Here is a 13395-nt window from a genome sequence, read left to right on the forward strand (position 1 = left end):
TTTTTAGTAAAATATAACATATAGATTGGCATATGACACAGATAAAAAAATTATTAGTAAAAATTGATTAATTCGTTTTTCTTGTATTGATGAAAAGTTATCTGGTTCTATAACAATTGCGCCTAGAAGAGCTTCAACCTTACTGAATTTGAAATAGATGGAGATATGTCTTAATTCTTTAAAGTTCTTATTTGTAACATTCACCAACGTAAGTAACGATGTATTCATGTTGTCTCCAATTCATGAATCACATAATTTGTTTTTAACTCATTTGTTATATTTTGTTCAAATAGAATCAGTAATTTTTCTTTTTCAAATGCAGAAATCATTTTCCCTACTTCTAAAACTTTTCATTAAACCAAATCATCTTCCTCCCTTAATACATTCCAATACTGAATACCCAAGCAATAACTACTGCTAGTACGCCAGTGATGACGCGACTATACAAAATAGCAGGCACACCAACGCGTACCGTTTCGGGTTTAGCTTCTCCTAAAGACAAACCTACTGGAATGAAATCACATCCTGCTTGTGCATTGATCGCAAACAATGCAGGTAAAGCATACACAACTGGGATTGTTCCTGCACCAATTTGTGTGCCAATCAATACACCAACGACCTGTGCGATAACTCCACCAGGTCCCAAAATCGGTGACAAGAAAGGCATACTACAGATAAAAGCAATCGCAAGCATGCCTATAATCGAATCAGAAAAAGGTGCCAGTCCTTTTGCAATTAAATCCCCTATACCAGTATAATTAATGATTCCGATAATCATGGAAATAAATGCCATGAACGGAATGATGTTCTTTAAAATCATATCTACAGCATCGCGACCTGCTTGGTAAAAAATCCCCATGACTTTCCCAATAGCACGAGAAAATTTAACTAATATACTGTCTTTCTTAGCATTGGCTGAGACATGATCTGCTTTTACTTTGGCATATGTTTCATCAAAGTCTTCATCGACGACGGAAGCTGGACTAGTAGCCGCATTTGCTTCCCCCGTCACCACGTCCCCCACAACTTCCACATCTTCAGGCTTTACACCTGACACAAAAACATCCTCTGTAATATGTTTTGATAAAGGTCCTGATGGCGAAGATGGCAGTATATCCACGGTCGGAATACGTTTCATTGGATAAACGCCGATACGAGCAGTACCACCACAATCAATAACTGCTGCCAGGATTTCTTCCTCTGGAACTGAATTAGAGAAACCATCAATCACTTCAGCACCACTTAAATCTGCCATCCGTTGCGCAACTGGGTGAATCCCACCACCAGTCACAGAAATGATTTTTGTTTTCTTACCTTCTGGTTGAATTTCTAAGCCTCGCCCCCAACCATTACTACCCTTCTTTACAAAAATTTTTTTATACATATTTCTTCCCCCTACATATGTTTAGCCTGATTATGCCACTTCTGTTTTAGCCGATGTTTCACGTTTCATTAAGAATTTAGTGATTTTTTCAGTAATGAAGCCACGTACAAAAATTATAACGATACCACATAAAAAATAACGAACTGCAAGACTCCCTTGATCATACCCGGCTTTCATAACACCATTGGCAATTCCAAGATAAACAAACAATTCACCAGCATTTGCATAGGGAAAAAGGCCAGTCACTGGATGTAGAAATGAAACTACTGCATCGTAAAAGGCAGGTTTTTCATCTTCTTCAACGAATTTACCAAATGTGTAAGCCATAGGATTTGTCAATAAAAGAACAGATAGTACTGGCATAACAGTATATCGTAACAGCAAAAACTTGGCGCTTACTTTAATTGCTTTATTTACGCGTTCTTCGCCAATAAAGGCAATAATAGAATAAGTAAATGTCAGCAAAACGATCAACAAAGGAATAATACCAGTCATAAAAGCCATAAATTGTTCTCCACCAGCCTCAAATAAGCCAATAAAGTTTTTGCCAAACCATTCAATATATTTCATTTATTTTCCCTCCTTATTCTAAGTAACCGATTTCATTTTTTTAGATAAAAATGAATGAATCGCTCTCTGCTTAAGAGACGGTTTTTCTTTGGCAATTTCATTTTTTAAATTTTGTGAAATTGTTTTTCCTGTCAAAACATCACACGGTTTAAACTGCGAAAAAATGGTTAGTCCAGCGTATATATAAGCTTCTATAATAGTATCTTGACTATCTGTTATAACCACGAGTACTACCGAAGAAATACAATTTTTTTCCACTTCAGTTGTTAACGTGTATCCAGGACATGTATCGTATCTTTTAATTAGTTTATTCATAAAAGCATTATAGTAACGGATTTGATAAAGACTGAGTAACACCTGAGCGACGATAATAAGTGTTCCTAAAATGGTTAAACCTCGCATAAAAACTCTCTCCTCCAGCCATCATTCTTCAATTGAAAATAGTGATGTCAATCTTTATTAATTGTAATTGAATTGTTCCATCGTCACAAGGCGAATAGGAGCCGTTTTGTATCATATAAAGATAATAAAGTACAAAAAAAAGCTGGAGGAAGATCATCTATTACAAATTATGCAAATGTTTCATCTTGTAATTTGCGTAGTTTATAAACTGTAGTTGATTCATCCAATTCTACATCTTCTATCGTTAAAAATGCACCATCTTTAATATTACGTTTAGCAATTGCTCCAGCAATCAACCCGATTGGAATATTAGCGTTTGTTACCATATCTTCATGTGTTTCTAATACACCACGAACGCAGAATCCACCAATACCATCAATTTTTTCACCAGCTTTAATATCTTTTTTCGCCACACAGACTGTTTCAGAAATTGGTGCTCCCATAGGTAAAATTGCTGTATCTTGCTCCAATACTGCACGAGCAATTGTAATTGGGGTTTCAAGTGAACATAAATGAAATGGACGATACAAAATGTGGTGATCACGATCTCCTTTCTTCATCAAGTAGTTCATTTCGTGGGCCACGCCTTCATTTTGTCCTTTAACAATACAAAAAATACCAGGAGCAATACCATCTACATACTCAACAACCCCAAATTTACTTAAAACTCCCCCATTTTCTTTTAGATCTAATTTATTGACAGTGCCATCCAAATCAGCTGAGATGCCGTGCATTCCAACCACATCAGGCACAAACCCCATTGCATTGGATAGTAAGTTCATTTCCCCCATTGTCTTTGTACCGTCTTGGAATGAGGCTAAAATTTTAGGACTCATCACTTGTTTTTTTGCTTTTTCAGCTGCTGTGTCAGGATTGGCATGAACCATCAATTTATTATTTTTTCCTTTACCAACAACCAAAACCTCCATACCCATACTTTTAGCAAATTCATACATTTGCATTGTTGCTGCTGGTTCGTCTCCATCTGATCCAGTATAAATCAAATCAGTAGCTCCATACATTTTATTCATTAATGGGCCAATGGTGATATCAATTTCTACATTTAGCAACACAATATGTTTTTTTGCCATCAACGACTCCAAAGAAATTTGTGCCCCTGCTTCAGGAACACCAGTTGCATCAACAATAATTTCAACTTTGTCTGAGTTAATCACGTCTTTGAAATCTGGACTGATCAAAATGTCATGTTTTAGAGCCGAACTCGCTTTATAAGCTTCTGCCGCACGATTAGCAGCTTCCAGGTTAATATCACTGATACCAGAGACAATCATCCCAGGAATAGTTGATATTTGAGAAATCATCCCAAAACCCATTTGTCCTGCGCCAATCACTCCAACTCTAATTGGGTGGCCATCCTTTTCTCGTTGTAATAATTTTGTATATAATGTCATGATTTCTCCTCCTTATTTGTCAAATGACAAAAAATGTGTCATTTGTTTTTTACAAAATAGTTATATCATTGTTTTTGTCAAATGTCAACTATACTATCAAATGTCAAAAAGGGCTTATTATCGCAAATTACATTATTATAGATACTAAATGAATTCGATCGTCGTCACAGAGATCTTGTTCAGACAATGATGCATAAGACGATATATATCGATGTTACTTTATAGCAAAAAAATCTGTGTCACCCTTAAACAAATCCCAGATGCATTTGATCTATATCGATATAAATATTACTCGAACTTACGTGAACACTTAGCGTGATGCAAATGCCAGTTGGTGAAATTGCTTAACGTAATTTATCTCAAAAAAGTCAACAACAAAAAAGACGTTTCACAAACAATGTTGTGAAACGTCTGAATCGTTGATCTATAAGATATATGAACGTTTTGAGCATTGAGATACTTTACCAGCTTTTTTAAGACCTGGTTAAACAAACTTCTATTTTATAGCGTTTTATAGAATTATATATAGTGCGGAATCAATATTTCCACGTTCATATAGTTTTACTGAGCTATATAAAGTTAGATACTGTCATTACCTCAAATCATTACCACATCTTGGCGAGTTGGCTGATTGAAGAATAGAAATTATGAAAAAAATTTACGTTTATGATAATCAGGATTTATTTTTTCTTCAAAATAATATTTGCGTTTAATCCAAATTGGTCCATCTGACTTGGTGATTAACAAGACGTCAATAGGCCCTCCTACGGTTTCCATTTCCATTGAAATTTTTCTTTTGAAAGAAGTTATGTTAACTAAAGTTTCAGCAATAGTAGCTAATTCTTCTTTAGGCATTAAATCAATAGAACGAAGCACTGGATTTACATATGAACTATTTATCTTATCTTTAATAGTACTTTTTATAGCATCTTGACAACTATCTTTTAAAATTTGGATATCCTCATCATAATAATCATTTATTAATTTTTCGTCCTCTAAAGATGAAATAAAATTATCAAAACCTATTGATGTAATAAGTTCGATATTCTCTTGCATTTCAGGATCAATCCCACGCATAACTGTGTGGACCATTTCTTGTTGTGCAAAAGGTGCAATTCCAGAAGTAGTTCCGTATACACTGATTTCAAGTCGATTATCCATTAATATCTTCAGCTTTCCGCCAATATATCCTTCTATTGAAAGAGAATATAAACTTGGAAAAAGATCATTCTCACCATACCCAGTGATAACCAATCCAGTTTTACTATTAGAAAAATATTCTTTACTGAATAAAGCATTCCTTAAGATAGAAATAAAACTACTTCTTTTATTATCCCTTACTTTATTAGAAATACCCAGCTTTTCACAAAAATCATCATAAATACTCCTAACGTTTTCATCAAAACGCATGTTGAATTCTTTTAATGTTTCTTTTTTGGTAAATGGCTTTGCTTTCGCAAACTCTCGTTTCATCTCATCTAATAGTCGCACAAATTCTTCATCTTTATCAATTTCATCTTTCTGAAAAATAGCTATAGTAAGTTCTTCATGAATTAGATTTAACAATTCGTTCACGTATCTAACAACTAAATCGGTTTCACTTTGATTACTTTGTATATCTTTAATGGTTTCCAAAAAATCCAGAAAATCGCTAATATACTCTAGAGTTCTACCAAAAGGTTTGGATAAATTCTTTCTATACTCTTTTATCAATACCTCCCAAGGTATCCCACTAATACTTGCATTTCCATAAATCATCATTCCTATATCATGTGACGGAGCTAACGCAAAAACTTTATTTGCAGAATTGTATATCTTCTGATTATTACTACCGCTCATTGTGACAGCAGAATCAGCGGCGATAACAACTCCATTTTTATTGAGAATCCCTATTTCTGCAGTCAACAATACCATTCCTTACTTTAACTGAATTTATAAAAACAATAATTCAAGCCTTGTTCATCGTCATGTTGATACTTTTTAAATCCAGATTTATTTAGATAGAACTCTTCCAATGCTTCATTATCATAGTAATCAACACAAACATGCCGTAATCCTGTCAACTCATAAATCTGGTAGCACGTTTCCAAGGCTAAATTCATGATCTCTTTCCCGGAAATCTTACCTTTATATTTGTCGGCTCTTCCTAATTTACTTATAAGAGTCGCAGAAAAAATATTGTGTCTTTCCGCATCACTAGAAATTTTCCTTTTTAATTTTTTGGAAACATCCTCGTTTATTTTTCTATATGTAATTGTCAAAGAAAAGTATCCAACTATATTATCTAGTGGATCACTATCTAAGTCTATCACTATAAATGTACGACAAACATTTTCTCGATTTCTAGCCAGCGCTGAGTCACGAAAAAAATCTTGTATCTTGGAATTGACCCCAATAGTAAACCTACTAAGATATTCCTTAATATCAAGATTTTGTTCTTTAAAAATATCTTCAATATCACTTATAGAATACACTTCGACATTCATTACTTACCAACCAACTCTTTTTTTCTAGCACTTGCAGCTAAGTTCTTCTTAAACAAATCCGTTAATTGCTTCTTATTATTTTCTTGTCTTTGGCTCGGAACAAATGGTTTAAATTTACTTTCTGCCAACAATTGAGCACCACTCTTACTTATGGTTAATTCCTCATATTTCATTGCCAAAACCTCCTAAGTTTAAGTAATTATAGCATAATTTCCAAACATCTGACAAAGACAAAATATTATCTTTCAAATTTTCTTATATTCTACTCAATATACAGAATAAATTGTAACAGTTAAGTATACCCTAAGGTTACACACCCTATTTACTATTATACCAGTATTCATTCGTGATACATAAGGGTGTAACATTAAGAACTCTATTCAAAAGACTACAAGTAGTCACCTTTAATTGCGAGTAATTTTCTTTATCCAATCCTTGTGCAACCTTGTCGTTACCCCTTGTATATCCCCATACCCCGTATGTTTCGGAATATCAAAAATATGCTCAAATTCCTGATCTTCATCAGTCTCCCACTCATGATTCAACGGTTCATGCCACTCTATAAACCTTGACCATAAAATGTTCTTTCTATAAAACTCAATAGGAATTTCAAAACAGTAAAAATTGTATTTGCTAAAATCTGTAAAATTATCTTTACGAGCATACTTTAAATGGCAGGTATCTCGCCACAACCAAATTAAATCTCGATCCAATGGTAACTGAATTCGTTTCGTATACTCTTCTTCAAGCCAATGAAGTGCACCAACTGCATTCGGATTATCGAAAAAGACAGATAATTCAGTATAGCGTTTCTTTGGATAAATAAATCCTTCTGAATCAACAGATTGCAAAAAATCTACTGGTTGAACCGTGTACACTTTCATTTATTCGCCACCTTTTTTTGACTACTTATAGTCATTTACCAATTTGAAATCTGCATACTTTTTCATTCAATTGAGCCCAGCATTAATTGTACACGAGTTTTCTTCACTAACGGATAGTATCAGGATATACTAATACTATCCTGAATAGCGAAATGAGGTAGCCAAAATGAGAAAAGTCGATGAATATATCAAAAAGAAATCCCAAAAAAGTAAAGTATGGCAAAGAACATTTGAGTTAGAGTATAAGAAACTCTCAGATAGCCTCAAAAAGGACACTTATAATCCAAATGAACAAAGTAAAGCAGATAACCAATAAAGACTACCCTCCCATATTTAACATTGCTTCACGAATCAGTAATCAATGACTACAAGTAGTCATTGAAGCAAATCTTCATAAGATACCTGTAGAATATCCCTAATAGCTCTCAATTGATCCAGCTTAATATGTTGCCGGCCACCTTCAATCTTAACCAATGTTTCTCTTGTCATAGCGATTTTACTGAGCTGGAGTTCTCGCACCAGTTCTGTCTGTCCCATTCCCTTTTCTAATCGGATTCGTCTGATATTGCTACCGATTACATTTTCTTTATCTATTAACTTTTCTTCCTTCAAAAATAGCACACCTTTTGGACTAAAATTAGTCCTTTTTCTTATTAATCTTAAAGATTTGGTATGCTACAATGGGACTAGTATTAGTCCATATTCAATTTTAAGGAGGAATTTTTTTGAAGAAATTTGCAATCATTCTAACCTGTGCTTTACTCACGGGAGCTATAAGTGGGTGCGCCACTTCTGACACAAATTCTACAAGTACTGAAACAAGTACAACAACCTCAGAAAAGAATTATCCTATACATTTTTTTCCAGTTCCAGATGGATTTGAAGCTTATTATCATGATAAAAAACTAGATGTTCCATTGTCAGAAAGTAACTCTATTGAAAAAGTTTTGCCAATTGAAATTGAAAAAAATCAAGAGAATATAAAACTCAAGGCCGAGCTTCCCATACTGAACAGCACAGAAATTGATTGGCACGAGAATATTAAAGTAACTATTGAAAAAGGAGCGTTAGCACAACTTTATACTGAAAAAGTTGAACAATTCTTTGAGGCTGGTGCCAATAAAGACTTTTCAAAAATAAGCGATTATTCGGATAACTTTTTTAATGAAACCCAAGATGAAATCATGAACTCAACTTTTATGGCTGAAGATACGTACAATATGACGTTAAAAAAAATAAAAGCTTACGACCATCCGTTAAATCTGACACTAAATAATGGATTGCTTACTTTTGTATTAGCAGGTTACGTTGACTATGAATATTCACCAGATTATTTGGAGAAACCTCTTCAACACGAGAACAATGATATTAATTTTAGATTTGTCTACGAGTCAAAAAGTAAAACATGGTTAGTTGAGCAATTAAGCACTATAAACACAAGCTTCCATGAATTACCTAAACCTGAAAATGAAGCTGAGATGGTCATTAAAATCTTCTAAAAAAGAAGCGTTGAAGGAGAAATATTCCTTTCAACGCTCTTTTTTTTATGCTTAGAAACATAAATAAATTGTATACTTTCTTTTTAGCCCCTATTACTTTTCACGAAAAATATTTTTTTTCGACGCTAGCGTTTCTCTACTTCTAATACTGTACACAGTTTTTATATTATTGAAAAATTACTCATTATTTAGCATTAATCCACATCGTTTTATCAATCGACCTTCATACTAAACTACTTTAAAGTCATCTTCCTTCTCGTTTTTCATTAAATTAGATACATAAGCCCATGTACCCGTTCGTTGTAAATAAAGTTCTTCTTGTAGCAGCTCCCACTTTCTCTTAGAAATCATAATGACGCCATCGTTCAATCCATTTTTAGAATCCCTAGTAATTTCTATTTCAGACTTTGAATGAACTACTTCTTGCAACACTTTACCTATATTTTTTTTGAAGTTTGTTGGAGTAATAGCATCCAAAATGAACACCTCTCTTCTCTATACCTCTATTATGAAGCGCCCATCAAATAAAGCAGGCGTTGAGGAATAATTCTTTCAACGCTTGCTTTATTAAGCTTTCATTTTGTAGTTTAACTAATACCAATAATCTGATCTCTAAACGATCGAAAAACTTCTTGTGGTTGATAATAATCTGTATCTATTTCAAATGTTTCTGAGAACAATTCATTGAATTTTTCTACTGAAATAATAATGTTACCATCTTCCTCTTGACTGTTTTTTATTATTTCTGCTTCTAATTCAAATAAATCTAGTGACGAACTAAAATCATAAATCCTGTCATATTGAACAAAAAAATCAAGAAAAAGTTGCTCAAACTCTTCCTTATTTATCACTAGTGTTTCAAGCGGAACAACTTTATTTTCATCAGCCATTCTTCCAATTTCCTCACTTTCATTTTCAAAAAATCGTAAAATTGATATAGATTCTTTGTCTCTAATCACTCGTGATATTATCTTGACAGTCCTACATCTAATTCAATTAAAGTATAAGCCACTTTCAAATAAAAGATTACAAAGTAAATGGCAAGCCAACAAAATAACCATCTGCTTCACGTATTACGATTTGATAATTCTGGATTTCGCTCGGAAGTTCATAATAATAATTAACAGTTTCTGCTTTGCCACTTTCAATATATTCTGGATTATTCAATATCATAGCATACTCATAAAGTTCTTCACCATTTTTATTTTCAATCGACCATTGTTGCGGACGTATCGGATTTTCTGTATCATTTTTCATTGTATAGGTCACTTGTAATACACGGTCATGTTGCGCAAATTCATTTCTTTTTTCGGTCAATTCAACCTTTTTAAACGTTAGTTCGACCCCATCTGCCTGATAAGTTTCACCCATTTTTAAATCTTTAGTTACAATTTTTACTGGTTTTTCTTCTGGAAAATATCTGGCTTTAATTGTTAGATAGCTTCCAAAAAGAATCAATCCTAGTAGCAATAAAAGAATTCCTTTAACGAGCCACTGAAACGGAAAATACACTTTAAACATCTTTTTTCTCCTCCGTTTTGTATTTGTTTTTTAGAGAACACGATAACTTTTGATCAATACCATCCAACTTTTTCATTATACTTGATTCTAGTTCTGAAATTGTTTGTTCAAGTTTAATGCTTTCAGGATCACTAAATTTTTTATTTGATTGACTAGCCAACATTGGTAAATTTGAAACCATCACACGGAACATATTTGCTTTCGTTCCAATAGTTCCTTTATTCTTCTCATAAAAGCTGTCAAACAATTCTTTTGTTTCCTTTGAACAATATACTTTAATATACGGATCAGACATTCTTTTCCCTCTCCCTGTTTACTTAAAAATCCATATCATATTGATTTTGTTGTTTTTGATAATCAATTTCTCTTGCTGTTTCTTCATACTCTCTCCGAGCTTTTTCAATCGTACCATCATCAATTGCACGATTAAATAAATGAAGAACACGTTTTGTTTCTTGAATATAACGCTTCTTAAAATTACGTTCTAAAGCGGGTTCAGTATCTTGAATGTTAAATTGGTCATAATCAGTTGATAAACTCTCTGCGATATCATAAACAACTTTTTTATACACCAAATTCACACATTTCTTCTTATATTTTAAAGGTTCCTCTTCCACTGCAAATCCAAAGAATTGGTTTTTATTCTCACCAAAAACATCCAATAAATTTTCTATTCTGTCCTCTATTTCAAATTTATATTTATAATAAAATTCTTCATAATCTTTTGATGATCTAAGAAATGGTATATTCTCATTATCTAATTCAAAGCGTTGCGCTCGTTCTTGCCAATTAAATCTACTATCCGCTCTACCATTTAACGATTTACCAAGATGTCGAATAGCAATTTCAGTGAGTACCTCTTTAGATTGAATTTGCTCCGCTTTTTTATTTTCTGTGAACAAATCATCAAGATAATTCATATCATAGTTTTGCCCTAAACGCTTTCCGCCAATCTTTAAGATTAACTCACCTTCAGTATCTAAGAGTTTGTAGCCAATCCGCTGATTTTTTGCAAAGCGATAAGATTCAATAGAATGTCTTTTTTTCAACTCATTATGGAATTCATCATAATTTTTTGCATATTGACTAACTTCAGAAACAGCAATCTTTATCTTTTCCCGATTTGATATTTTATTTTCTGTTCTGAACTCCCGTTCCTTCCAATTTTCACGATCTGCAACTAAGTGATTATACTTATACATATCAAGAGGACTAATGCCATTATCTATGAGTATGTTATCATTCCAAGCTTGCAAAACTCGAATATCATTCTTACGAATATCCATTTTTTTCCCTGTTTGCTGATTGTTTGGCGAAATACCAAAGTGATTGTGAATATGCCCTTTGTCTGTGTGTGTGACGACCAAAACTGACTGATTAGGAAATATTTTTTCTGCCCACTTAACGCCCAACTCATGTGCTTTTTCAGCGGAAATATCTTCCAGCGGATCAAAGCTTTGTGTAAAATGCCAAAGTTTTATTTTTCCTTTATCACCAAAAATTTCATTGGTTCGTTTAAAATCCTCAATGGCATTTATATCGTTCGATACGCCAATTCCTGTCACGAGTTCAGAATCTTCTTGTTTATTTAACATATATGAAATTGTATTATGAATACTCCTACTTTTTGAAGCAATTTTTATAATCGAGCCCATAACTTATTCAACTCTTTTTCCAAGCGATTCAATGGATCACTTATTGATTTTATTTGTATCATTAAGTCATTTTTTTCAGCATATAGCCGCTTTAATCGCTCTTGCTTAGTTGTAAAAGATAAGTAAACACTCTGATGTTCTTCTTTTTGTATCTCGGTATCTTTTTTATTTAACTGAACACGCAAATAATTTGCTGTTTTCACTAATTGATTCAAATTTCTTCCTATTGCTAGTAAATGAAAATTAATTTCTTTATATTGTCGATCGGTATATTTTAGACTTTTCCCTGCGTTGTCTACTGCGATTTTCTTCACGTACATTGGAACAGATAAACCAAAAATGTCTGCTGTTTTTTCTAGCTCTTGGTACTGATAATCGTCTACCCGAAACTTTATCGGCCTATTTTGTCGTCGACTATCTTCATTACGTTTATATCGCTTTCGCCTTTCTTCTAATGGTAGTTTACTGACATCAATTGCCATGCGCACTTCTCCTTTCCAATATTATTTTTAAGTTCAAAAGAAGCAAGCTAGGGGAAAGGGAACCCTTCCCCGCTTGTCGAGGGAGTAAACTCCCTACGAGCACCCTCATGCTCCGCATTTTATCGAGATTAGATAGCCGTTAAATCAGCTACCTAATACTTTCTTCTTGCGCCTCTTCTCGATAGAAAATTCGATACGCTGTCTCTCCTTTTCTTCTCAAAAATTGTTGGAACTTCGTTTCCATCAATTGATCGCTTGCAAGAAATTCGTGTACTAGGGTAAATTCGCTATTCGCGAAATTTACCGCCTTTTGCCATTTTTCTTGAGTACCTTTTTGATTAATTTCAAAAGTTTCTTCAAACTCTTTTACTGATGAAATTCCTGTTTTTTCATAGACATACTTTCCCAGTTCGGGATAAAGTTTTCTCTCCAACTCAGCGAGTTCTTTTTTCAAATCTGCAATTGATTTTTGTTTTTTCCTTGCCATTTTTCATGCTCCTTTTTGTATGTGACTAAGTTCATTCACAAGCTCATTTTTCATCATTAATTCTTCTTGAATCATCAGTTCAATATAATTTGTGACCGTGATTTTTTCATTTGTCGCTTTCTTTACTGAGTCGCATAATTCGGCAAGTTCTAAGAAATCCTGCGTACTAATCTGTAGAATTAATTGCATGATAATCACCTCTTTATTTTTTAAATAGACTATCAAACAGCGGATTTGGTTTATCAGAAATATCCTGAAACAGTGGATTATTTTCATAAGTAAATCGTTGACGTTTCTTCTCCTTCACTTCTTGTTCTACTATCACTTTTTCATTAGGTCTTTCTTTTCGTTCCTCGACAATATTTATTTTTTGCGTCTTATCTCCCTGACTTGCTTCAGCTCTTGTTTCACGTACTTCTACCGTTCTTGGTTGATTTGACGCACTACCTTGTACATTTTCTCGTACATCTACTGTTCGATTTCCGCTTTGACTACTTGTAGTATTCTGCAAGTTTTCTCGAACATCTATCGTTCTCGGTTGATTTGACGCACTACTTTGTACATTTTCTCGTACATCTACTGTTCGATTTCCATTTTGACTACTTGTAGTATT

At 33.4% G+C, this 13395-nt stretch carries 19 protein-coding genes and 2 pseudogenes; 2 read left to right on the top strand and 19 right to left on the bottom strand.

Going from position 1 to position 13395, the window contains the following annotated elements; genetic code table 11:
• Positions 1–224: 224 nt before the first annotated feature.
• The 9 genes and pseudogenes from A5849_RS14625 to A5849_RS00675 all read right to left on the bottom strand — a co-directional run.
• Positions 225–338 (bottom strand): annotated as a pseudogene (locus A5849_RS14625) (PTS sorbitol transporter subunit IIA); the annotation flags it as partial.
• Positions 339–376: 38 nt separating this feature from the next.
• On the bottom strand, positions 377–1384 hold the full coding sequence (locus A5849_RS00645) for a PTS glucitol/sorbitol transporter subunit IIB (protein WP_002314297.1): 1008 nt from the start codon (positions 1382–1384) through the stop codon (positions 377–379).
• A 30-nt stretch (positions 1385–1414) separates the two neighbouring features.
• Positions 1415–1954: a PTS glucitol/sorbitol transporter subunit IIC gene (locus A5849_RS00650; RefSeq protein WP_002314296.1), complete on the bottom strand. Its 540-nt coding sequence runs from the start codon at positions 1952–1954 to the stop codon at positions 1415–1417.
• A gap of 18 nt (positions 1955–1972) precedes the next feature.
• Positions 1973–2356 (bottom strand): transcriptional regulator GutM, encoded by a 384-nt coding sequence (locus A5849_RS00655; protein ID WP_002314295.1) that lies wholly within the window; start codon positions 2354–2356, stop codon positions 1973–1975.
• 167 nt (positions 2357–2523) lie between these two features.
• Positions 2524–3768, bottom strand: a complete 1245-nt coding sequence (locus A5849_RS00660) for an NAD(P)H-dependent oxidoreductase (RefSeq protein WP_058139997.1) — start codon at positions 3766–3768, stop codon at positions 2524–2526.
• A gap of 645 nt (positions 3769–4413) precedes the next feature.
• A complete protein-coding gene (locus A5849_RS00665) occupies positions 4414–5673 on the bottom strand; it encodes a hypothetical protein (protein WP_086309885.1) in 1260 nt (419 codons plus the stop codon).
• 17 nt (positions 5674–5690) lie between these two features.
• On the bottom strand, positions 5691–6254 hold the full coding sequence (locus A5849_RS15030; RefSeq protein ID WP_086309886.1) for a hypothetical protein: 564 nt from the start codon (positions 6252–6254) through the stop codon (positions 5691–5693).
• Positions 6254–6427 (bottom strand): hypothetical protein, encoded by a 174-nt coding sequence (locus tag A5849_RS14860; protein WP_174132333.1) that lies wholly within the window; start codon positions 6425–6427, stop codon positions 6254–6256. Before A5849_RS14860 ends, A5849_RS15030 begins: the two co-directional genes overlap by 1 nt.
• A gap of 231 nt (positions 6428–6658) precedes the next feature.
• Positions 6659–7138: a DUF3841 domain-containing protein gene (locus A5849_RS00675; protein WP_086309887.1), complete on the bottom strand. Its 480-nt coding sequence runs from the start codon at positions 7136–7138 to the stop codon at positions 6659–6661.
• 166 nt (positions 7139–7304) lie between these two features.
• Here A5849_RS00675 and A5849_RS14865 point away from each other — a divergent pair, with 166 nt between their 5' ends.
• A complete protein-coding gene (locus A5849_RS14865) occupies positions 7305–7454 on the top strand; it encodes a hypothetical protein (protein ID WP_002322864.1) in 150 nt (49 codons plus the stop codon).
• 59 nt (positions 7455–7513) lie between these two features.
• Here the strand turns inward: A5849_RS14865 and A5849_RS00680 are convergent, their stop codons facing one another.
• Positions 7514–7759, bottom strand: coding sequence for a helix-turn-helix domain-containing protein (locus tag A5849_RS00680; protein ID WP_002348835.1), 246 nt, complete (start codon positions 7757–7759; stop codon positions 7514–7516).
• Between the two features lie 104 nt (positions 7760–7863).
• Between A5849_RS00680 and A5849_RS00685 the strand changes: the two genes are divergently transcribed.
• On the top strand, positions 7864–8637 hold the full coding sequence (locus A5849_RS00685) for a hypothetical protein (RefSeq protein WP_086309888.1): 774 nt from the start codon (positions 7864–7866) through the stop codon (positions 8635–8637).
• Positions 8638–8865: 228 nt separating this feature from the next.
• Here the strand turns inward: A5849_RS00685 and A5849_RS00690 are convergent, their stop codons facing one another.
• The 9 genes and pseudogenes from A5849_RS00690 to A5849_RS00730 form a co-directional block, all read right to left on the bottom strand.
• Positions 8866–9114: a type II toxin-antitoxin system Phd/YefM family antitoxin gene (locus tag A5849_RS00690; protein ID WP_086309889.1), complete on the bottom strand. Its 249-nt coding sequence runs from the start codon at positions 9112–9114 to the stop codon at positions 8866–8868.
• Positions 9115–9224: 110 nt separating this feature from the next.
• Positions 9225–9527, bottom strand: a complete 303-nt coding sequence (locus tag A5849_RS00695; protein WP_048945431.1) for a hypothetical protein — start codon at positions 9525–9527, stop codon at positions 9225–9227.
• A 136-nt stretch (positions 9528–9663) separates the two neighbouring features.
• Positions 9664–10158 (bottom strand): hypothetical protein, encoded by a 495-nt coding sequence (locus A5849_RS00700; RefSeq protein ID WP_086309890.1) that lies wholly within the window; start codon positions 10156–10158, stop codon positions 9664–9666.
• Entirely contained in the window at positions 10151–10453 is a 303-nt protein-coding gene (locus tag A5849_RS00705; RefSeq protein WP_086309891.1) for a hypothetical protein, read from the bottom strand. The genes A5849_RS00700 and A5849_RS00705 overlap by 8 nt, the downstream gene beginning before the upstream one ends.
• A 22-nt stretch (positions 10454–10475) precedes the next feature.
• A complete protein-coding gene (locus tag A5849_RS00710; protein WP_086309892.1) occupies positions 10476–11813 on the bottom strand; it encodes a relaxase/mobilization nuclease domain-containing protein in 1338 nt (445 codons plus the stop codon).
• Positions 11798–12295 (bottom strand): hypothetical protein, encoded by a 498-nt coding sequence (locus A5849_RS00715; RefSeq protein ID WP_047632222.1) that lies wholly within the window; start codon positions 12293–12295, stop codon positions 11798–11800. Before A5849_RS00715 ends, A5849_RS00710 begins: the two co-directional genes overlap by 16 nt.
• A 148-nt stretch (positions 12296–12443) precedes the next feature.
• Positions 12444–12782, bottom strand: coding sequence for a hypothetical protein (locus A5849_RS00720; RefSeq protein WP_086309893.1), 339 nt, complete (start codon positions 12780–12782; stop codon positions 12444–12446).
• Between the two features lie 3 nt (positions 12783–12785).
• On the bottom strand, positions 12786–12971 hold the full coding sequence (locus A5849_RS00725) for a hypothetical protein (RefSeq protein ID WP_086309894.1): 186 nt from the start codon (positions 12969–12971) through the stop codon (positions 12786–12788).
• A gap of 13 nt (positions 12972–12984) precedes the next feature.
• A pseudogene (locus tag A5849_RS00730) lies at positions 12985–13395 on the bottom strand (hypothetical protein); the annotation flags it as partial.

Origin of the sequence: Enterococcus sp. 10F3_DIV0382, from assembly GCF_002140245.1 — a bacterium.
In the GTDB taxonomy this organism is placed as follows: Bacteria; Bacillota; Bacilli; order Lactobacillales; family Enterococcaceae; genus Enterococcus_B; species Enterococcus_B lactis.